Raw genomic sequence first — 20718 nt, 5'->3', positions numbered from 1 at the left:
GGTCATGTTTTTTAGTGCCTATAGCGGAGATTGTGGGACGTGGCCAGAGGAAGGATCGCAATTGCCGTTGCGCGCACCTCTGGCGGACCGGTATCCGGCGCCGCCGGCGGACGTTTGCATGCGTCGGGAACGCAATACCGGTACCGCCAATATATTGAAAGTTCACTCGTCTCGGGCCTGCCGGGAAACGAACGCCGGTTACGCGGAGTGCGGTGCAATATCGCCCTTTGCCCAACCCTGAAGCGTCTCTTCGCGAAAATCGGCGAACGTTCCCGTGGAGATCGCCTCGCGCATGCCGGCCATCAGCGACTGATAATAGGCAAGATTGTTCCACGTCAAAAGCATCATGGAAAGCGCCTCGCCGGCCTTCACCAGGTGATGCAGATACGCGCGGGAATAGTCACGGGCCGCCGGGCAGTCGCTGTCTGCGTCGAGAGGTCGCGGGTCGTCCGCATGGCGGGCGTTCTTCAGGTTGATCTTGCCGAAGCGGGTGTAGGCAAGCCCGTGGCGCCCGGCCCGGGTCGGCAGCACGCAGTCGAACATGTCGATACCGCGGGCGACCGATTCCAGAATGTCCTCGGGCGTGCCGACGCCCATCAGGTAGCGCGGCTTGTCCTCGGGCAGTTCCGGCAGCGTCGTTTCCAGCATGTCGAGCATGACGTCCTGGGGCTCGCCGACGGCAAGGCCGCCGATGGAATAGCCGCCGAAATCCATCGCCGAAAGCGCACGCGCGGATTCCACGCGCAAACTCTTCACGTCGCCGCCCTGGACGATGCCGTGCAGCCCCTGCCCCTTGTCCGGCCCGCCCATCGCCTCGAACGCGACCTTCGAGCGCTCGGCCCAGTGCAGCGACAGGCGCATGGCGCGGGCGACCTCGTCCTCGCTCGCCGGCAGGCGGATGCACTCGTCGAGCTGCATCTGGATGTCGGCGCCCAGCAGCCCCTGGATCTCGATGGAGCGCTCCGGCGTCAGCACGTGCTCGGCCCCGTCGAGGTGCGAGCGGAAGCGGACGCCGATGTCGTCGAGCTTTCGAAGCTGGGCCAGCGACATCACCTGGAAGCCGCCGGAATCGGTGAGGATCGTGTGCGGCCAGTTCATGAAGTGGTGGAGGCCGCCGAGCCGGGCCACCCGCTCGGCGCCGGGGCGCAGCATCAGGTGATAGGTGTTGCCAAGGACGACGTCGGCGCCCGTCTCGCGCACCTGGTCGGTGTACATCGCCTTGACGGTGCCTTGCGTGCCGACCGGCATGAAGGCGGGGGTTCTGACGACGCCATGGGCGGTGGTGAGTTCGCCGCGCCGGGCCATGCCGTCGGTCGCCATCAAACGATAAGTGTAGCGGCTCATGCGGCGCCTTCCCGGAACAGCAGCGAGGCATCGCCATAGGAATAGAAGCGGTAGTTTTCCGCGATGGCGTGGGCGTAGGCGCGGCGCATGACGTCTAGACCGCAGAAGGCGCTGACCAGCATGAAAAGGGTCGAGCGCGGCAGGTGGAAATTGGTCATCAGCACGTCGACGGCCTTGAACCGATAGCCGGGGGAAATGAAGATCGAGGTGTCGTCGCAGAACGGATTTATGGTGCCGTCCTCATCGGCGGCGCTTTCCAGCAGCCGCAGCGACGTTGTGCCGACCGAGACGATGCGCCCGCCCCTCGCCCGCACGTCGTTGAGCGCGTCGGCGGTCTCCTTGCCGATCTCGCCCCATTCGGCGTGCATGCGGTGATCTTCCAGCCTGTCGACCTTGACCGGCAGGAAGGTGCCGGCGCCGACGTGGAGCGTCACGGTGTGCCGGGAGATGCCCCGCTCGTCCAATGCTGCGATCAACTCGTCGGTGAAGTGGAGGCCGGCGGTCGGGGCGGCGACGGCGCCGTCGCGGCTGGCGAACAGGGTCTGGTAGTCGCGGGCGTCGCGCCCGTCGATCTTGCGCTTCGACGCGATATAGGGCGGTAGCGGCATGGCGCCGACGCGGGAAAGCTCGATGTCGAGCATCTCGCCGGAGCGGTCGAAGCGGAACAGGACCTCGCCGCCATCGCCTTTTTCGACGACGCTCGCCATCAGCGCGCCGCCATAGCAGAAGGTGCATTCGGCAGCGAAGGCGACGCGGTCGCCGGCTTGCAGCTTCTTGGCCGGGCGGGCAAAGCCGTACCAGGCGTCAAGGCCGGCGCGCTTGTGGAGCGTGACGGCGATCTTCGGGGCGCTGTCGCCGCGGCCGATGCGCTTGCCCTCAAGCTGGGCGGGAATGACCCGCGTGTCGTTGGAGACGAGCGCATCTCCCGGCCGCAAGAGTTCGGCCAAGTCGCGCACGATCGCGTCGGCAAGCTCCGGGCTGGCGCCGGGCCGCACCACCAGCATGCGTGCGGCATCGCGCGGCCGCGCCGGGCGCAGCGCGATCCGCTCTTCCGGCAGTTCGAAATCGAAATCCTCGACCCGCATCGATCGCTCACCAGAAATGGCCCGGGAGCGTCGTCGCGTCCCCGGACCATGCTTTCTCAAATTCGCCCGGTGGCGCCTCAGGCGGCGTCGGCGGCAACCTTGACGCTGACGATCTTGTCCGGATTGGAGACCGGCTCGCCGCGCTTGATCTTGTCGACATTGTCCATGCCGTCGACGACCTGGCCCCAGACGGTGTATTCGCCGTCGAGCCAGGAGGACGGGGCAAAGCAGATGAAGAACTGGCTGTCGGCCGAATCCGGGCTCATGGCGCGGGCCATGGAGCAGGTGCCGCGCACATGGGGCTCCTTGTTGAACTCGGCCTTCAGGTTCTTGCCCGAGCCGCCGGTACCGGTGCCGTGCGGGCAGCCGGTCTGGGCCATGAAGCCGTCGATCACCCGGTGAAAGACGATGCCGTCATAAAAGCCGTCGCGGACCAGCTCCTTGATGCGGGCAACGTGGTTCGGCGCCAGATCCGGGCGCATTTCGATGGTGACCGATCCCTTGGTGGTCTCCATCAGCAGGGTGTTTTCGGGATCCTTGATATCGGCCAAAAGTCCGGCCCTCCGTGCTTGCGTGTGTCCTGAATAGGGGGAAATCGGGCGTGCCGCCTACTGGTCGGCGGCAACGCTCATCTTCACGATCTTGTCGGGATCGGAGACCATGCCGTTGGCGCTCCGCGATCCCTTCTTGATGTTGTCGATGAGGTCCATGCCGTCGGTGACCTCGCCGACGATGGTGTACTGGCCATCGAGGTGCGGGGCCGGCTGGAACATGATGAAGAACTGGGAATTGGCGCTGTTCGGGTCCTGGGCCCGGGCCATGCCGAGCGTGCCGCGCTCGAACGAGGCCTTGTCGGTGAATTCGGCCCGCAGATCCGGCAGGTCGGAGCCGCCGGTGCCGGTGCCGGTCGGATCGCCGGTCTGGGCCATGAAACCGTCGATCACCCGGTGGAAGACGACGCCGTCATAAAAGCCCTGGCGGGCGAGCGTCCTGATCCGCTCGGCGTGCTGCGGCGCAAGGTCCGGCCGCAACTGGATGGTCACCCGGCCGTCCTTGAGGTCGAGATAGATGGTGTTTTCGGGATCACCCTGGGCGCTCGCCACACCGCCAAGGCCGATGGTGAGCCCCATGGCGAGCGTTGCGGCAGCCGCCAGCATCTTCATTGAAAGCGTCATTGAAAAATCCGTTCCTTGTCCCCGCGGCGTGAAGGCCGCTCGTTGCCGTCCCTTGCGAAAGGGTGCGGACGGCGTCAGTCGCGTGCCGCGCCGGAAAACCGCGCCCTCAGGCGAACCGCGACCTGTTCCGGCACGAAACCGGAGATGTCGCCGCCCATGCCGGCGATCTGGCGCACAAGCGTGGCGGTGATGTGGCGGACCGGCGGCGAGGCCGGCAGGAACACCGTCTGCACGTCCGGCGCCATCGTCCCGTTCATCCCCGCCATCTGCATTTCGTAGTCGAGATCGGTGCCATCCCTGAGGCCGCGGATCAGGACCGAGGCGCCCTCGCGCTTTGCCGCATCGACGACGAGATCGTCGAAGGTGACGACCGAGACGCGGCCGGCAACGCCGAGCTCGGCGGCGGCCTCCAGGATCATCTCGCCGCGGATCTCCGGTGAAAACAGCGGCTTCTTGCCCGGATGCACGCCGATCGCCACGACCACGCGGTCGGCGAGCCGGACGGCATGGAAGAGGACGTCGAGATGACCGTTGGTGACCGGATCGAAAGAGCCCGGATAAAGTGCGGTAAGTGCCATGCGCCTGAATACCCTTGCAGGCCCGCCGCTGCAAGGCTTGGGGCGGCCATTCCGATCGCTCGAATTTTATCGATCCGCTTAATCGGCTCTTCGCCAGGATTCGTTTTTGAACGGTAGGTGAATGCCTGTTTAGGAAGCCATTCAGATGTCCCCGCTATGCTCCTTCCCGTAACGGTCGGCAAAAAGACCGTCAGGAGGCATCATGTTTATTCACCGGATTGCTGCCGGCTCGGCCGCCGTTCTCGGCCTTGCCGTTACCGCCACTGTCGCCCTTGCCGGCGACCTTTCCGCAGGGCCGATCCCGACCATTTCCAAGGGCGACCGGCTCGTCGTCAAGGAGCGCCTTGCCGCCGCCGACGAGGCGGGCGTGCGCCCGGTCTTCCTGACGGTTGAGAGCCGCTACCCGGACAAGCAGATGTCGGTGCTGGAGCGTATCGCCGACGTCAATGTGGCCGTTCGATAGGCGCTTTCTGACGGTGCCCTGATCGGCCGAATTCCGCCGCCAAATGCGGGATCGGCAAAACCGTGACGGGGATCACACCGGCAGGACGCGGGAACCGGTACATCTCAATCATCGTTATTGAGACGAGACGGATTTACCGGATCAACAGGGAGAACGACAATGTTTGCCAAGCGTCTGCACAGCCCGGCCTCTCTCGGCGCCGCCCTTTCCGTGCTTGCGCTCGTGTTTGCCATCGCCGGCGGCCTGACGGCCGGGGCGGTCGGCGCGCAGGCGGAGCTTGCCGCCAAGAAGACCGACCGGATCGCCACTGCGACCGCCGGCTTCTGCGAGAACCAGACCTGGCCGAACGTCTCCTCCGCCTGCCTGTCCTGGGTGTCCGGCAAAGGCAAATCGACCAACGGGTTCGTTCGCACCGTCACCCTGGAACAGCGCGACGAAGGCGCCCGCACCTCGATCCTGACGCGCGTCCCGGTCATGCAGACCGCCTCGCGCTAGAGAGTTTACACCAACCGGGCTCCCCGCGCCCGGCCTCACGACCCCGGCCGGACCTCCGGTCCGGCTCCATCGACCTCCCAGACTCAGCCGGCGTCCCAAAAAGACGCCGGTTCTTTTTTGCCCGGATTTCCTGGGGTGGATCGGTAAGTGGCGATTTTGCGGGACGGCCGCTGCGAATGGGACCCTTTTCGCTTTCTGCATTTGCGCATAGCCTCCGGAGATCACCGGAGAAACCTGTCCCATGCCCGAAATCGCAAACCTGGCAACCATCGCCGCCGCATTCTTCGTTGCCGCGGCATCGCCGGGACCGGCCACGATTGCCGTCATATCCCAATCGATGAGCGCCGGCCGACGGGCGGGCCTCGTCTTCGGATTGGGGCTTTCCGTCGGGCTGGCATTCTGGGGGCTCGTCGCCGCGGCCGGCATGGGCGCCATATTGCAGGCGTCCACCGGCGCGCTGACGGCCATGAAGCTCCTCGGAGGAGCCTATCTCCTCTGGCTGGCCTACGGCTCGGCGCGCTCTGCCGCGCGGCCACGGGCAGTAACGCCAGAGATTACGAAAAGGCCTCGCGCCTTCCTCCGCGGCCTGTTTCTGAACCTCTCCAACCCGAAGGCGGTCTTTGCGTGGATGGCCGTGCTCTCCCTCGGATTGGGCGACGGCAGTGGCGCCGGCGGGGTCGTCCTTGCGACCGGTCTCTGCATGGTCCTCGGCGGCGTGATCTACGCGGGTTATGCGGTCGCCTTCTCCACCCGGGGCGCCATGGGCGTCTACGCCAGGGCCCGGCGGGGGATCGACGGTCTGGTCGCCGGACTGTTTGCCGTTGCCGGCATCGGCCTCATCCGCTCTGCATTCGCGCGGCAATAAGGGGTTCGGGCATGTGTCGGCGGCGGAACATGCTTCACGTCCTGTGGCGCAGCGCCTCCAGGACGGCCCGGAAGGCCGGGGATGCCTGGCGCCGGTTCGGGTAATAGAGGTGAAAGCCGTCCCAGAACGGGCAGTAGTCATCGAGCACCTGAACGAGGCGACCGGCCTTCAGGTGCGGCTCGGCGAGGTCGACCGAGATATAGGCACAGCCGAAGCCTGCGAGCGCGGCATCGAGGCAATAGAAAATATTGTTGAAGGCCAGTTGCCCCTCGACCTTGACGCGCAGGTCCCGGCCGTCCTCGCGAAACTCCCAGACGAAATTCGTGCCACTCGACGGTAGCCGGAAATTGACGCAGGGCAACCCGGAAAGGTCGCGCGGATGCTCGGGGCGCGGGTGAGCCTCGAAGACCTCGGGCGCGGCGACGACGATGTAGCGCAGATCCGGCCCGATCCGCGTGGAGATCATGTCGCGCGCCAGGTGCTCGCCGCGCCGCACGCCGGCATCGAAGCCGTCCGAGACGATGTCGTTGAACCCGTTGTCGAGGGTGATCTCGACCCTGATGTCGGGGTTTTTCTTCAGGAACGGGCTCAGCTTCGGCCACAGCACCTGGCTGATGCCGAGGTCGGAGGAGACAAGGCGCACCGTGCCTGCCGGCATGTCGCGCAGCGCGCCAAGGGCCTCGACCTGGGCGTCGATTTCCTCCAAATGGTGGGCAATGCCGTCGAGGAGCCGCTGCCCGGCCTCGGTCGGGGCGACGGCGCGGGTGGTGCGCGTCAGCAGGCGCACGCCCAGCCGCTCTTCAAGCTGGCGGATCGCATGGCTGAGCGCGGATTGCGACACGTTCATTCTGGCGGCCGCGCGCGTGAAGTTCCGCTCCCGCGCGACGGCTATGAAGGCCCTCAGATCGTTGATGTTTTCGCGCGGCATGCGGGGCACCACGGCATTTCATGACTATGGTCAATTAATATCGGGCGATTATTTTCGTCAATTGCACAATGGTGCGACTGGCGCCGTCATGCCCCTGCTCCCGTCGCAGCGTGCGCGGAGCCGCCGCCGCGCGGCCGACGCATCGGCCATTCATGAATTTCGCTCATGGTCGCATGCGGAGGCGGCGGACTAATCCGGTTGCGGCGTCGCTCCTAGATTGGGTGCGAGACTTGCCACCACCTGTCAGGAGACGATGCAATGACCGACCATGCCGGATATGAAACAGCCACCGATACACCCGACGGCAACCGCCGCACTCTCTTGAAAATGGCGGGCGCCGGCGCCGCTGCGCTGGGTACCGCCTCTTTTGCCGGCCCCGCCGCCGCACAATCCACGGTCAGTTGGGGGACTGAGTGGGACAAGACCTTCGCCAAGAGCGACGCGGTCGACCACAAGAAGGTGTCCTTTACGAACCGCTATGGCGTGCCCCTCGTCGGCGATCTCTACATGCCGAAGGACCGCGGCGAGGAACCGCTTCCGGCCCTCGCCGTCGCCGGGCCGTTCGGCGCGGTCAAGGAACAGTCCGCCGGCCTCTACGCCCAGACCATGGCGGAGCGCGGCTTCATCACGCTCGCCTTCGATCCGTCCTATGTGGGCGAAAGCGGCGGCGAGGTGCGCGACGTCGCCTCGCCCGACATCAACACCGAGGATTTCATGGCCGCGGTCGACTGTCTCGGCCTCATGGATGCGGTCAATCGCGAACGGATCGGCATCATCGGCATTTGCGGCTTCGGCGGCATGGCGCTCAACGCCGTTGCCGCGGATAAGCGCGTGAAGGCCGTTGCAACGGCGAGCATGTATGACATGTCCCGCGTGATGGCGAAGGGCTATTACGACAAGATGACCGCCGAGGAGCGCGCCGCGGCCCTTGAAAAGATGAGCCGCCAGCGCTGGGAAGACGTGAAAGCCGGCGAGCCGGCGATGGCGGGTGGCCTGCCCGACAGCCTGGACGGCATCGATAGCCCGATGATCCAGATGTATTTCCGCTACTACAAGACGGAGCGCGGCTACCACAAGCGCTCGGTCAACTCGAACGGCGGCTGGACCGTCACCAACCCGCTGTCCTTCATGAACATGCCGCTCTTGACCTATGTCGACGAGATCGCGCCGCGCCCGACGCTGATCATCGCCGGCTCCGAGGCCCACTCGCGCTATTTCAGCGAGGACGCCTATGCCGCCGCGGCCGAGCCGAAGGAACTGATGATCATCGACGGGGCCGACCACTGCGACCTCTACGACCAGGTCGACATCATCCCCTTCGACAAGCTGCAGTCCTTCTTCGAAAGCCACCTGGCGTAAAACGATGCGCGCCGCGTCTGCCGGGCGATCGGCGGGCGCGGTGTTGGCCTACGGCCAAAGCGATTTCTTCAGGGGACCCAGTCATTTTCATTGGCTGGGCCCTTTCTTTTCTGAGACGCGCAGATCGGTCGAGTGACAGGCGAGCGTGTCTCGCGCGGCGACCGTTGATCCGTTGCCACCGCTCGGAAATGGCGGTAGTCGGAAACAAACCGCTACGCAGGATATCGCTTATGAAGATCTGGGGACGCGAGAACTCGACCAATGTGCGCAAGGTCTTGTGGTGCGCTGAGGAAGTCGGCCTCGACTACGAACACATCCCCGCCGGAGGCGCATTCGGCATCGTCGGCTCGCCGGAGTACCGGGCGCTGAACCCCAACGGCCTTGTGCCGTGCCTGGAAGATGACGGGCTGGTGCTTTGGGAATCGAACGCCATCGTCCGCTATCTGGCGCGGCGATATGGCGAGCCGCCCTTCGCGCCTGCCGACCCGCGCCAATGGGCCGCCGCCGACAAGTGGATGGACTGGACATCGCTGTCCTTCGCAGTGCCGTTCCGCGACCTGTTCTGGAACCTCGTGCGCTGCTCCGCGGAAGATCGCGACAGCGCTGCCATGGAGCGCGGCGGGGAGCAATGCGCGCAGCTCATGGGCATGGCCGATGCGGCGCTGGAGGAGCACCCCTGGTTTTCCGGCGAGGATTTCGGCATCGGCGATATTCCGCTCGGATGCATCGCCTATGCCTGGTTCTCCATGCCGATCGACCGCCCCGGCCTTTCCCGCCTCGAAGGCTGGTATGTCCGGCTTTCGGACCGTCCGGCCTATCAGAAGGCCGTCATGACGCCCCTCACCTGAGACCGGAAGCGACGGCAGCTCTTGTCCGCCGGGCCGCGGATGCCGCCTATCCCGCGTCCGCGCCGGCATCCGGGCGCTGCTCGCGGGCCTCTTCCATCAGCCAGTCGCGGAATGCGGCCACCTTCGGCCGCACGAGGCGGTCTCTTCCGCTCAAAAGGTAGTAGCAAAAATTCAGCGGCGTGTTGAGGTCCGGCTTGAACGGGCTGACGAGCCGCCCGGCGGCCAGGTGACCTGCGACGAGCCTGTCTCCGACGAGGGCGACGCCCTGGCCGTCCAGCGCGGCCTCTATCGCCATGCTCTCCTGCGTGAAATGGAAGCCGCGGGTCGCATCGATGTCGTGCAGTCCCGCCGCCAGCAGCCACATGCGCCAGCTCGCCTGCGCATCCGACCAGTCGATATGCAGCAGCGTGTGATGCCGAAGGTCCTCGGGGCGCGATAGCGGGTTGTCCCCTTCCATGAGGGCCGGACTGCAGACGGGCGTGTTGAGCTGGCTGAACAGATAGTCGACCTGCAGCCCCTTGTAGCCGCCCGGGCCGTAGCGGATCGCCACATCCACCTCGCCGCCGGCCACGTCGACCAGGCGGTCGGTACCGTCGATCCGGATCTCGATGTCGGGATGCCGGCTGCGAAACCGGTCGAGCTTCGGCACCAGCCACATGGACCCGAAGGACGGGCTGACGCTGACCGTCAACAGGCCGCTTTCGCGGAAGGTACGCATCTGGTCCACCCCTTCCGCCAATTTGTTGAAGCCCTCCGTCAGCGCCGGCAGAGCCGCCCGACCGGCATCGGTCAGGCGCAGCGCGCGCGTCATCCGATGGAACAGGTCGACACCCAGCGCCTCTTCGAGCGCCTTCACATGGTGGCTGACCGCTGCCGGCGTCACGTTCAGCTCATCCGCCGCCAGCTTGAAGCTGAGATGGCGGGCGGCCGCTTCGAAGGCGCGCAGGGCGTTCAGGGGCGGAAGGGCACGGGTCATATTTCATACCTTAGCATATCTAATGTATCACGCCAGTTCTTCTCGTTTGTCGGCAGGCCGAAATGTCCCTAGCTTTAGGAAACAGGCAGAGTTTACAGGCTCCGATGAAAGGAACAACAGATGTATCTGGATCAAAAAATTCTATTTCATATGGAGGCGGACACCGTTTCGCGGATGCATGGTGCCAAGTGGGCGGGCCCTGGAAACAGCCATTCCCGCCAGGCCAACGGCCCCATCCGGCGCAAGGAGGCCAGGATCCGTGCCGTTGCTGCAAAGATCGGTCCCGAAAAGTGGATAGGGCGCCTCATCGGCCTCGTCGTCCGCTGGCACGATCGCCGGGCCGCCATCCGTGCGCTGGAGCGCTTGAGCGACTACCAGCTCAAGGATATCGGCCTCGGGCGCGCCGACATCCCGTCAATCGTCGCCAAAGGCCGGACGATGAGAAATGGCTCGTGGTGACAGCGACGCCGGTCGAGTCGAACGGCTCGGGGCCGGCGCCGTCGCTGACAGGTTCAATGATGCCCGGACTCAGTCGTCCGTCGACGGCTCCCCGCCTTCGGGCGCCGGGCCACCATTGGTGTCGCCCTCATCGTCGCCGTCAGGACCTGTGTCGGGATCGCCCTCGCCTTCGGCACCGTCCTCGTCCTCGCCGTCCATCTCGTCATCCTCGCTGATGCGGCTGACGGAGACGACGTGTTCGCCTTCGGCGGTGTGGAACACGCGCACGCCCTGGGTCGAGCGGCCGAGCATGGAAATGCCCTCGATCGGGCAGCGGATAAGGTGGCCGCCATTGGTGACCAGCATGATCTGGTCGCCGTCTTCCACCGCGAAAGACGCCACCAGGGGGCCGTTGCGGTCGTTGACGGTCATGGCGATGATGCCCTTGCCACCGCGCCCGGAGATCCGGTACTCGAAGGACGACGATCGCTTGCCGAAGCCGTTTTCCGAGATCGTCAGGACGACCTCTTCCGCGGCGCTCATTTCCGCATAGCGTTCCGGACCGAGTTCGACGTCCTCGGCCGGCTCGTCGCCGTCGAGCTCAGGCGGCTCGCCGATCTCGCCGGCGACCGCACGGCGCATCTTGAGGTACGAGTTGCGCTCGGCCGGCGAGGCCTCGAAGTGGCGCAGGATCGACATGGAGATGACGGTGTCGTCGTCGCCCAGATTGATGCCGCGCACGCCGACGGAATCCCGGCTCTGGAAGACGCGAACATCGGTCACGGGGAAGCGGATGCAGCGCCCGTTCGCCGTCGTCAGCATGACGTCGTCATGCTCGGTGCAGGTCTCCACGCCGAGGATGTCCATGCCCTCGTCGAGCTTCATGGCAATCTTGCCGTTCTGGCGCACGCCGATGAAGTCGGACAGCTTGTTGCGGCGGACCGTTCCCTTGGTCGTGGCGAACACGACGTCGAGGGTCGACCAGCTCTCCTCGTCCTCCGGCAGCGGCATGATCGTCGTCACCCGCTCGCCCGGCTGCAGCGGCAGCAGGTTGACGAGCGCCTTGCCGCGCGCCTGGGGCGCGGCCAGCGGCAGGCGCCAGACCTTCATCTGGTAGGCGATGCCGCGCGAGGAGAAGAACAGCACCGGCGTATGGGTGTTGGCGACGAAGAGGCGGGAGACGAAGTCCTCCTCCTTCATCGACATGCCGGAACGGCCCTTGCCGCCCCGCTTCTGCGCCCGGTAGGTCGACAGCGGCACGCGCTTGATGTAGCCGCCATGGCTGACGGTGACGACCATATCCTCGCGCTGGATCAGGTCCTCGTCCTCGAAGTCGCCGACGGCGTCGCTGATCTCGGTCTTGCGCGGGGTGGAGAATTCGTCGCGAATTTCGGTCAGTTCGGTCTTCACAATATCCAGAATGCGCGCCCGCGAGCGCAGGATATCGAGGTAGTCGCGGATCTCCGCGGCGATCTTTTCCAGCTCGTCGCCGATCTCGTCGCGGCCGAGCGCTGTCAGGCGCTGCAGGCGCAGGTCGAGGATCGCCCGGGCCTGCTCCTCGGAGAGCTGGTAGGTGCCGTCCTCGGCGACCTTGTGGCGCGGATCGTCGATGAGCTCGATCAGCGGCGCGATGTCCCTTGCCGGCCAGTGGCGCTCCATCAACTGCGCCCGCGCGGTCGCCGGGTCCGGCGCGCTGCGGATCAGGCGGATGACCTCGTCGATATTGGCAACGGCAATGGCCAGGCCGACCAGCACATGGGCGCGGTCACGGGCCTTGGCGAGCAGATATTTGGTGCGCCGGCTGACCACCTCCTCGCGGAACGCGATGAAGGAGGTAAGGATGTCGATCAGGGTGAGCTGTTCCGGCCGCCCGCCGTTCAGCGCCACCATGTTGACGCCGAAGGAGTTTTGAAGCTGGGAGAAGCGGTAGAGCTGGTTGAGGACGACGTCGGCGACGGCGTCGCGCTTCAGCTCGATGACGATGCGCATGCCCTGGCGGTCGGACTCGTCGCGGATGTCGGAGATGCCCTCGACGCGCTTCTCGCGCACCAGTTCGGCGATCTTCTCAATGAGTGTCGTCTTGTTGACCTGGTAGGGGATCGCCGAGACGATCAGCGCCTCGCGCTCCTTGCGCACGGTCTCGACCTCGACCTTGGAGCGGATCACGACCGAGCCGCGGCCGGTCTCGTAGGCGGAGCGAATTCCGGACCGTCCGAGGATCGTCGCACCGGTCGGGAAGTCCGGTCCCGGCATGATCTCCATGAGTTCCGGCAGGGTAATCGCCGGATCCTCGATCATTGCGATCGTCGCATCGATCACTTCGCCGAGATTGTGTGGCGGGATGTTGGTCGCCATGCCGACGGCGATGCCGCCGGCGCCGTTGACGAGCAGATTCGGGAACCGCGCCGGCAGCACGGTCGGCTCGGTCTCGGAGTTGTCGTAGTTGTCCTGGAAGTCGACCGTGTTCTTGTCGAGGTCGTTGAGCAGCGTGTGCGAGACCTTGGCGAGCCGGCACTCGGTGTAGCGCATGGCCGCGGCGGGGTCGCCGTCGATGGAGCCGAAATTGCCCTGGCCGTCGATCAGCGGCAGGCGCAGGGAGAAGGTCTGCGCCATGCGCACGAGCGCGTCGTAGATCGCGCTGTCGCCGTGCGGGTGGTACTTACCCATGACGTCACCGATGACGCGGGACGACTTGCGGTAGGGCTTGTTCCAGTCATAGCCGTTCTCGTGCATCGAATAGAGGATGCGGCGATGCACCGGCTTCAGGCCGTCGCGGACATCCGGCAGCGCGCGCGAGACGATCACGCTCATGGCGTAGTCGAGATAGGAGCGCTTCATCTCGTCGGTAATCGAGATGGGGCGGATTGCCGAAGGAAGCGATTCCTTCGGCGGCGTGTTTTCGCTGTCCGGCAAGGAAATGTCTCTTATGCGATGGGTGACACGGGTTTATAGCCGATTCCTTGGCCGCGGGGCAATTGCGCCAAGCAGATTGTCTTCAGTAAAATCGCTTTAATTTTCAAAATCTTCGCACCAGTTTGCGACACCGGGAATGAAGCTTTTCGAGGGGTATTTGGCGCGCATGGGCGCCCCGCTCCTTCTTGTCCCGCAAAAGGTGGCTGATATTGTGGCGGCCAATCCCGGTCCTTCGGGCTTCAAAAGGACGCCATGGAATTCTTCCTCAACGCCTTTGCCACGCTGTTCGTGACCGTCGATCCGATCGGGCTGGCGCCGCTCTTCCTGGCCGTCACGGCGGGGGTGACGGCAGAGACCCGCGCCCGCATCGCCGCGCAGTCCTGCCTCATTGCCCTCATCGTGCTGATGCTCTTTGCGCTTGCCGGCAACAATATCCTCGGGCTGCTCGGCGTCTCGATCCCGGCGTTCCGGGTCGCGGGCGGGCTGCTGCTCTTCTGGACGGCGTTCGAGATGGTGTTCGAGCGCCGCCAGCAGCGCAAGGAGGCAACGGCCGAAAAGGTCCTCGACCATTCCGAATCCGCCAATCTTGCGGTCTTCCCGCTGGCGATCCCGCTGATCTCGGGTCCGGGCTCGATCTCGGCCTCGGTGCTGCTCGCCACGCAGACAAAGTCCCTCGTGGCGCTCGGCGGCCTCCTCGGCCTCATCTTCCTCGTCGTCGCGATGGTCTATGCGCTGTTCCGCATCGCCGAAAAGCTCGACCGCTACATTTCCGAGACCGCCCGCATGGTGCTGACCCGGCTCCTCGGCGTGCTGCTGTCGGCGATGGCCGTGCAGTTCATCGCCGATGGTGTGCGGTCGCTGGCGAACATGCCGGCGTAGGCTAGGCAGTGCGGACGCGTGCGTAGGACGGCGGACGCGCCTGCTTAGGCGGGCGAGCGTAGACCGGGCCGCAGGAACAAGCCGCCCTGGATTGCTTCGCTTCGCTCGCAATGACAGCGAATGGAGATTCCGGAAACATTTCAACGTCATTGCGAGGAGGCCGACAGGCCGACGCGGCAATCCAGGGGCGGCTTGCTCCGAGCATTATGAAACGCAATGCGTTCCCGCGGCCTCCGAAAAACGAAAAAGGCCGGCACCCTGAAGAGCACCGGCCGATCTCAATCGCATCTCTGCGCTATCGCTCAGGCCCCCTCGCCCTCCGCCGCTTCCGTCTTCGGCGGATCGCCGAAGGGCCGGTGGTCGTCGCGCAGGGCGATGTAGATCGCCGGGATGACGAGCACCGTCAGCAGCGTGGAGGAGACGAGGCCGAACAGGAGCGAGATGGCGAGGCCCTGGAAAATCGGGTCGAACAGGATCACCGCCGCACCGATCATCGCCGCAACGGCCGTCAGGAGGATCGGCTTGAAGCGGATCGAGCCGGCCTCCAGAAGCACGTCGCGCAGGCTCCCGCCGTGCTGGCGGGAATGGATAATGAAATCCACCAGCAGGATGGAATTGCGGACGATGATGCCGGCAAGGGCGATGAAGCCGATCATCGAGGTTGCCGTGAACGGCGCGTGGAACAGCCAGTGGCCGAGCATGATGCCGATCAGGGTCAGCGGCACCGGCGTCAGGATGACCAGCGGCAGCTTGAACGAGCCGAACTGGGCGACGACCAGCACGTAGATACCAAGGATGGCGATGGCGAAGGCCGCGCCCATGTCGCGGAACGTCACCCAGGTGACCTCCCACTCGCCGTCCCACAGGAGCACAGGGCTCGCCTCGTCGTCGGGCTGGCCGTGCAGCCGCACCTCGGGCTTGCCGACATCGCCCCAGTCGACCTCGTCGAGCCGGTCGGAGACCGCCATCATGCCGTAGACCGGGGCCTCGAAATCACCCGCAAGCTCGCCATAGATCATTTCCGTCGGCCGGCCGTTGTGCCGGAACACGGTGTAGGAGGTCTCCTCCTCTTCGACGACGACGACGTCGCCGAGTTCCACGATCGATCGGTTGCCGGGCAGCGCGTTGGCCGGCACCGGCGTCGACAGCAGCCGCTCGGTGATCTGCAGGTCCTTCTTCGGCAGCCTGACGGCGATCTCCGCCGGATGGCGGCCGGAACCGCGGTGGGAGTAGCCGACGGTGACGCCGCCCATCAGCGCGGAGATGGCGTCGTAGACGGCCTGCTCCTCGACCGAATGGTATTCCAGATTGTCCTGGTCGATGCGGATGCGCTGGCGGGTCGTCTTGCGGCCGTAGGAGTCGTCGACGTCGACGATGAACGGCACGCCGCGGAAGACCTCCGCCACCTTGGCGGCGACCTCGCGCCGCGTCTGCGGGTCGGGGCCGTAGATTTCCGCCAGCAGCGTGGACAGCACCGGCGGGCCGGGCGGGACTTCGACGACCTTGACCGACGTGCCGTCCGGCACGTCGAGGCCGGCGAGCCGCTCGCGCACTTCCAGGGCGATCTCGTGGCTGGTGCGGTCGCGCGCGTCCTTCGGCGTCAGGTTGAGCTGCAGGTCGCCCATCTCCGGGTTGGAGCGGATGTAGTAGTGGCGCACCAGGCCGTTGAAGTTGAAGGGCGCCGCCGTTCCCACATGGGACTGGATGGAGACCAGTTCCGGCAGTCCGCCGACCCGGTCGGCGGCCATCTCCAGGACCCGGTCGGTGGCCTCAAGGCTCGCCCCTTCCGGCAGGTCCACGACGACCTGGATCTCCGACTTGTTGTCGAAGGGCAGCAGCTTGACCGTGACGTCCTTGGTGTAGATCAGCAGGGTCGAGGCGATGGTCGCCGCGCCGATGAGAAGCAGGAATATCCAGGCGCCGGACCGGGTCGCAATGATCGGCCTTGCGACCGAGCGGAAGACGCCGCCGAGCACCCCGCCGGGCCGCGCGCCGCCGCCCTCGCCATGGGCGCCGGCATGTTCCGGCTTGCCGAGCTTCATCATCAGCCAGGGCGTCAGGATCACGGCGACGAAGAAGGAAAAGATCATCGCGGCCGAGGCGTTGGCCGGGATCGGGCTCATATAGGGGCCCATCAGGCCGGAGACGAAGAGCATCGGCAGCAGCGCCGCGATCACCGTCAGTGTGGCGACGATGGTCGGGTTGCCGACCTCAGCGACGGCCTCGATCGCGGCGCTGACGCGCGTTCGCCCGTCCCGCATCGCCCAGTGGCGGGCGATGTTCTCGATGACGACGATGGCGTCGTCGACGAGGATGCCGATGGAAAAGATCAGCGCGAAGAGGCTCACCCGGTTGATGGTGTAGTTCATCAGCCAGGCCGCGAACATGGTCAGAAGGATCGTCGTCGGGATGACGATGAAGACAACGATGCCCTCGCGCCAGCCGATGACGAGGCCGACGAGGATGACGATGGAGATGGTCGCAAGGCCGAGATGGAACAGGAGTTCGTTGGCCTTCTCGTTCGCCGTCTCGCCATAGTCGCGGGTGACGTCGACGGTCAGCGCCTCCGGCACCAGCCGGTCCTTCAGTTGTTCCACCTGGGTCAGGATCTCTTCCGCGATCACCACCGCATTGGCGCCGGAGCGCTTGGCGACGGCGACCTCGACGGCCGGAACGCGGGTCAGCTTGCCGTCCGCACCCATGGTCATGTGCCAGACCCGGTGCTCCTCCGGCACCGCGTCGACGACGACTTTCGCCACGTCGCGGACATAGACCGGGCGGCCGTCGCGGGTGGTGATCAGCAACAGGCCGATATCGGGAATGCCGCGCAGGGTCTGGCCGGCGACGAGCGGGATGCTGGCGTTCTGGTCGCGCGTGCGGCCGGCCAGGAACGAGCGGTTGGCCTGCTTCACCTTGCCGACGAGCTGCTCCAGCGTGACGCCGAACAGCGACAGCTTTTCCGGATCCGGCTCGACGCGGATCTGGTCGGCGCGGCCGCCGACGAGATAGGTCAGCCCCACATCGGGCAGCTTGGCGACCTCGACGCGCAATTCCTCGGCGACATTATAGAGCGCGTTGTCGTCCCAGTTTTCCGCGTAGTCCGGCTTCGGCGCCACCGTCAGGACGACGATGGCGACGTCGTCGATGCCGCGCCCGACGATCAGCGGCTCGTTGATGCCGAGGGGGATGCGGTCGCGGTTGGCGCGGATCTTTTCGTGGACACGCAGGATGGCGTCGTCGGAATCCGTGCCGACATAGAAGCGCGCGGTGACCATCACCCGGTCGTCGGAGGTCTGGGAATAGACGTGCTCGACGCCGTCGATGGCCTTGACCACCGTCTCCAGGGGCTCGGTGACGAGCTTGACCGCGTCCGGCGCCTTCAGGCCGTCGGCATTGATGAAGATGTCGACCATCGGCACGGAAATCTGCGGCTCTTCCTCGCGGGGAACCGACATCAGCGCAACGAAGCCGAGGGCCAGCGCCGCGAGCAGCAGCAGCGGCGTCAGCGGCGACTGGATGAACGCCTGGGTCAGGCGTCCGGAAAGGCCGAGATTCATGACATCACCAGCGTGTCGCCGTCGGAAACGCCGGTCAGGACCTCAATGAAGGTCTCGTCGTCCTTGCGGAAGCGCCGGCCGAGCTGGACAACCACGTCGACGACCTCGCCGTCCGGCCGCTTCAGCCGGACGAAATCGATGCCGTAGCGCGTCTCGACGAAGGATTCCGGGATAGCATAGGTCGAGCGGTGGCCGGCGGAGACGCGCACCAGGGCCCGTTCGCCGACGAAATAGTCGCCGAGATCTTCCACCGTCGCATCGGCGACGACGCGGCCGTTCTGCAGTTCCGGATAGACCTGCTTGATGGTGCCGGTGACGGTCGCGGGTGCCGCCTCCTCGACGCCGAGCTGGCGCCGTGCGACGAAGATCTTGTCGCCGACCTCCATGAAGCGGGCGTGGCGCTCCGGCACTTCCAGGCGCAGGATGTAGCCTTCGGCGGCAATCGTCGCGACGGTCTCGCCAGCCATGATGACGGCGCCGGTGGTTACCGGGACCGTCAGCACGCGGCCGTCGGTCGGCGCTTCCACGGCGCCTTCGGCCAGTTGCTGTTCCACGACGGAGCGTTCGGCCTTGGCCGAGTCGAGCTTGCGGGTCGCGACCTCGGCCGCCGTTTCCAGCTCGTCGAGGCTCGCCTGGGAGATGATGCCGCGCTGGATCAGCGTCCGGCCGCGCTTCAACTGGGTCTCGGCGTTGTCGTATTCGGCCTCGGCCACCTTGATCTGGGCGGCGAGCGAATCGAGCCTCAGGGCGAGCTTGGGATCGCCGACCATGGCGATCACCTCGCCGGCCTTCACTGCCTGGCCCTCGTCGACGCTGAGGGTCGCCACCGTGCCGCCGATGCGGGCCCGGCCGGGCACCGTGTCGATCGGGCGCACCTCGGCATAAACCGTCTTCAGATCGACCACGTCGACCCGCTCGACGTTGAATTCGGTTTCGGCCCGGGCCGCGCCGGCCGCCATCGGGACGGCAAGAAGTCCGGCCGCCAGAGCCCACCGCATTGTCCGTTTCATGAAATCCACCTGTCGCTGCCGCCGCGGCGGCCAATCCAGCATATTAGTTGTTTCTTATATAGAGCACCGGAACCCGAAAACTCAAGGGCCGAGTTTGACGACGAACTCGCGGCCGCCGAAGCCATGCACCGAATCGCCGGCCCGGACCGTGACGCTGTCGATGCCGGCCGGCAGTTTTACGCCGCTGAGGCTGCGAGTAAAGGGCTGCTCGTTCACGTGTGGATGGTGGAGGGTCCGTGTCGCGAGCACCGTTCCCTTGGGGCCGAGGACCTGCCATTTGTCGGCATAGTGGTCCCAGCCCTCGTCGGCATGGCGGACGGTGACGCGGAAGGTCCAGGTGCCGGACGGATCCCTGGAGGCTTCTGCGGCGACGACGTCGGCCTCGCCGGCGGCCGCGGCACTGGGCGACAGGAGGATTGCCGCTGTAAGCCCGAACGCCAGGGCCACGGCCGAGGCGCAGCGGTTGGGCTTCAAAAATGCCGGGGCTGGCCGTTCGGTCATGGCGCTTTTTCCGAAAAGTCGTTGCGGCCCGCCGTTGAACCTTTGTAATCGGAGGGCGTTAGAAACAGGACGGTGCGTTTCGGCCGGCCGAAACGCTCCAAACCAATGGTAGCAGGGAACGGGCGCCGCGAGGCGCCGGTGCCAACGCACAAATCGTCACGAACGCGCGAGGACGGGACCGATGGCCGCACACGGATCGAAGACAGTCATCTATGCGGCCCTTGCCGGCAATTTCCTGATCGCCGTCACCAAGTTCGGCGCCGCCGCCTTCACCGGCTCCTCGGCGATGCTGTCGGAGGGCATCCATTCCCTCGTCGACACCGGCAACCAGGGGCTTCTGCTCTACGGCATGAAGAACGCCAGCCAGCCGGCCGACGAGGAACACCCGTTCGGCTATGGCGTGGAGCTCTATTTCTGGGCCTTCGTCGTCGCCATCCTGATCTTCGCGGTCGGCTCGGGCGTCTCCATCTACGAGGGCATCTCCAAGGTGCTCGAGCCGCACCCGGTCAGCAATCCGCTGGTCAACTTCATCGTCCTCGGGCTTGCCTTCGCCTTCGAGGCGGTCGCCTGGTGGGTGGCGCTCAGGGAATTCCGCTCCACCAAGGGCAAGCGCAGCTATATCGAGGCGGTGCACGAGTCCAAGGACCCGACGGTCTTCACCGTGCTCTTTGAGGATTCCGCGGCGATGCTCGGCCTCCTCGTCGCCTTCCTCGGCCTCGTCGGCATGCAATACACCGGCTGGCTCTGGCTCGACGGCGCCGCCTCCATCGTCATTGGCATCATCCTGGCCGGCACCGCCTTCCTGCTCGCCTTCGAGACCAAGGGCCTCCTGATCGGCGAGGCCGCCGACCCGCAGACCGTCGCCGCCATCGAGCGCATCGTGGAGGCCAATCCGACGGTGGAACAGGTCAACGAGATCCGCACCCTGCACCGCGGGCCGAACGACGTGCTCCTGGCGCTCTCCGTCGATTTCGAGAACACGCTGACGGTCGGCAAGGTGGAGGAAGCGGTCTATGCCATGGAGATCGCGATCCGCGAGGCGTTCCCGGTGATCCGCCGGGTCTTCATCGAGGTCCAGGCGCGCCAGCACCACGAAAAGATGCTCGCCGCGGAACTGGCCGAGGGCGGCATTGAAGGCATGACGCTGGGGACGCCGGAGGGCGATGACGGGGCCGGAGAAGACGGATCAAACGCCGCGGGGTAAGATGCCGACGCGACGGGCAGCGGCGCATCCGCGTCTTGACCTATCTCCCAAAGGAGTATCCGGCCGATTTGCCGCGCTCGCTGCACTTGCCCACACATGA

The 20718-nt window shown here is 65.7% G+C and carries 19 protein-coding genes; 8 read left to right on the top strand and 11 right to left on the bottom strand.

From position 1 onward, the window contains the following. Positions 1-198 precede the first annotated feature (198 nt). From tgt to coaD, 5 genes are all read right to left on the bottom strand, one after another. The gene (gene tgt / locus M2319_RS17895; RefSeq protein ID WP_264602830.1) at positions 199-1344 is read right to left on the bottom strand and encodes a tRNA guanosine(34) transglycosylase Tgt; all 1146 of its coding nucleotides are present in this window, start codon (positions 1342-1344) and stop codon (positions 199-201) included. Continuing rightward, the gene (gene queA, locus M2319_RS17890) at positions 1341-2429 is read right to left on the bottom strand and encodes a tRNA preQ1(34) S-adenosylmethionine ribosyltransferase-isomerase QueA (RefSeq protein WP_264602829.1); all 1089 of its coding nucleotides are present in this window, start codon (positions 2427-2429) and stop codon (positions 1341-1343) included. The genes tgt and queA overlap by 4 nt, the downstream gene beginning before the upstream one ends. 77 nt (positions 2430-2506) lie before the next feature. Then, entirely contained in the window at positions 2507-2971 is a 465-nt protein-coding gene (locus M2319_RS17885; RefSeq protein WP_454557348.1) for a peptidylprolyl isomerase, read from the bottom strand. Between the two features lie 66 nt (positions 2972-3037). Next, complete coding sequence (locus M2319_RS17880; protein ID WP_406682208.1) at positions 3038-3604, bottom strand: peptidylprolyl isomerase; 567 nt, start codon at positions 3602-3604, stop codon at positions 3038-3040. Positions 3605-3678: 74 nt separating this feature from the next. Beyond that, positions 3679-4182, bottom strand: a complete 504-nt coding sequence (gene coaD, locus M2319_RS17875) for a pantetheine-phosphate adenylyltransferase (protein ID WP_264602827.1) — start codon at positions 4180-4182, stop codon at positions 3679-3681. Positions 4183-4384: 202 nt separating this feature from the next. Between coaD and M2319_RS17870 the strand changes: the two genes are divergently transcribed. The 3 genes from M2319_RS17870 to M2319_RS17860 all read left to right on the top strand — a co-directional run bounded on the left by M2319_RS17870 (position 4385) and on the right by M2319_RS17860 (position 6005). After that, positions 4385-4645: a hypothetical protein gene (locus M2319_RS17870; RefSeq protein WP_264602826.1), complete on the top strand. Its 261-nt coding sequence runs from the start codon at positions 4385-4387 to the stop codon at positions 4643-4645. Positions 4646-4804: 159 nt separating this feature from the next. Further along, positions 4805-5140 (top strand): hypothetical protein, encoded by a 336-nt coding sequence (locus tag M2319_RS17865; protein ID WP_264602825.1) that lies wholly within the window; start codon positions 4805-4807, stop codon positions 5138-5140. 241 nt (positions 5141-5381) lie between these two features. Beyond that, on the top strand, positions 5382-6005 hold the full coding sequence (locus M2319_RS17860; RefSeq protein WP_264602824.1) for a LysE family translocator: 624 nt from the start codon (positions 5382-5384) through the stop codon (positions 6003-6005). A 34-nt stretch (positions 6006-6039) separates the two neighbouring features. On the opposite strand, the gene M2319_RS17855 is transcribed toward M2319_RS17860, so the two are convergent. Next, on the bottom strand, positions 6040-6933 hold the full coding sequence (locus M2319_RS17855; protein ID WP_264602823.1) for a LysR family transcriptional regulator: 894 nt from the start codon (positions 6931-6933) through the stop codon (positions 6040-6042). Positions 6934-7191: 258 nt separating this feature from the next. On the opposite strand from M2319_RS17855, the gene M2319_RS17850 reads away from it, so the two are divergent. Then, a complete protein-coding gene (locus M2319_RS17850) occupies positions 7192-8292 on the top strand; it encodes an alpha/beta hydrolase (RefSeq protein WP_264602822.1) in 1101 nt (366 codons plus the stop codon). Between the two features lie 230 nt (positions 8293-8522). Beyond that, complete coding sequence (locus tag M2319_RS17845; RefSeq protein ID WP_264602821.1) at positions 8523-9140, top strand: glutathione S-transferase family protein; 618 nt, start codon at positions 8523-8525, stop codon at positions 9138-9140. 46 nt (positions 9141-9186) lie between these two features. Here M2319_RS17845 and gcvA read toward each other — a convergent pair whose 3' ends face one another. Next, positions 9187-10116: a transcriptional regulator GcvA gene (gcvA, locus tag M2319_RS17840; RefSeq protein WP_264602820.1), complete on the bottom strand. Its 930-nt coding sequence runs from the start codon at positions 10114-10116 to the stop codon at positions 9187-9189. Between the two features lie 120 nt (positions 10117-10236). On the opposite strand from gcvA, the gene M2319_RS17835 reads away from it, so the two are divergent. Then, on the top strand, positions 10237-10575 hold the full coding sequence (locus M2319_RS17835; protein WP_264602819.1) for a DUF1127 domain-containing protein: 339 nt from the start codon (positions 10237-10239) through the stop codon (positions 10573-10575). A 69-nt stretch (positions 10576-10644) separates the two neighbouring features. Here the strand turns inward: M2319_RS17835 and gyrA are convergent, their stop codons facing one another. Further along, positions 10645-13392 (bottom strand): DNA gyrase subunit A, encoded by a 2748-nt coding sequence (gyrA, locus tag M2319_RS17830; RefSeq protein ID WP_406682212.1) that lies wholly within the window; start codon positions 13390-13392, stop codon positions 10645-10647. Positions 13393-13719: 327 nt separating this feature from the next. Between gyrA and M2319_RS17825 the strand changes: the two genes are divergently transcribed. After that, positions 13720-14346: a MarC family protein gene (locus M2319_RS17825; RefSeq protein ID WP_264602817.1), complete on the top strand. Its 627-nt coding sequence runs from the start codon at positions 13720-13722 to the stop codon at positions 14344-14346. Between the two features lie 302 nt (positions 14347-14648). Here the strand turns inward: M2319_RS17825 and M2319_RS17820 are convergent, their stop codons facing one another. From M2319_RS17820 to M2319_RS17810, 3 genes are all read right to left on the bottom strand, one after another. Then, a complete protein-coding gene (locus tag M2319_RS17820) occupies positions 14649-17903 on the bottom strand; it encodes an efflux RND transporter permease subunit (RefSeq protein ID WP_264602816.1) in 3255 nt (1084 codons plus the stop codon). Then, positions 17900-18913: an efflux RND transporter periplasmic adaptor subunit gene (locus M2319_RS17815; protein WP_264602815.1), complete on the bottom strand. Its 1014-nt coding sequence runs from the start codon at positions 18911-18913 to the stop codon at positions 17900-17902. Before M2319_RS17815 ends, M2319_RS17820 begins: the two co-directional genes overlap by 4 nt. An 81-nt stretch (positions 18914-18994) precedes the next feature. Continuing rightward, the gene (locus tag M2319_RS17810; RefSeq protein WP_264602814.1) at positions 18995-19414 is read right to left on the bottom strand and encodes a hypothetical protein; all 420 of its coding nucleotides are present in this window, start codon (positions 19412-19414) and stop codon (positions 18995-18997) included. Positions 19415-19595: 181 nt separating this feature from the next. On the opposite strand from M2319_RS17810, the gene M2319_RS17805 reads away from it, so the two are divergent. After that, positions 19596-20618 (top strand): cation diffusion facilitator family transporter, encoded by a 1023-nt coding sequence (locus M2319_RS17805; RefSeq protein WP_264602813.1) that lies wholly within the window; start codon positions 19596-19598, stop codon positions 20616-20618. Positions 20619-20718: the final 100 nt, after the last annotated feature.

The sequence above is a fragment of the Rhodobium gokarnense genome (assembly GCF_025961475.1).
GTDB lineage: Bacteria > Pseudomonadota > Alphaproteobacteria > Rhizobiales > Rhodobiaceae > Rhodobium > Rhodobium gokarnense.
The sequence above is the reverse complement of the archived record's forward strand: the minus strand, read 5'-3'. Positions and strand labels throughout refer to the sequence as shown.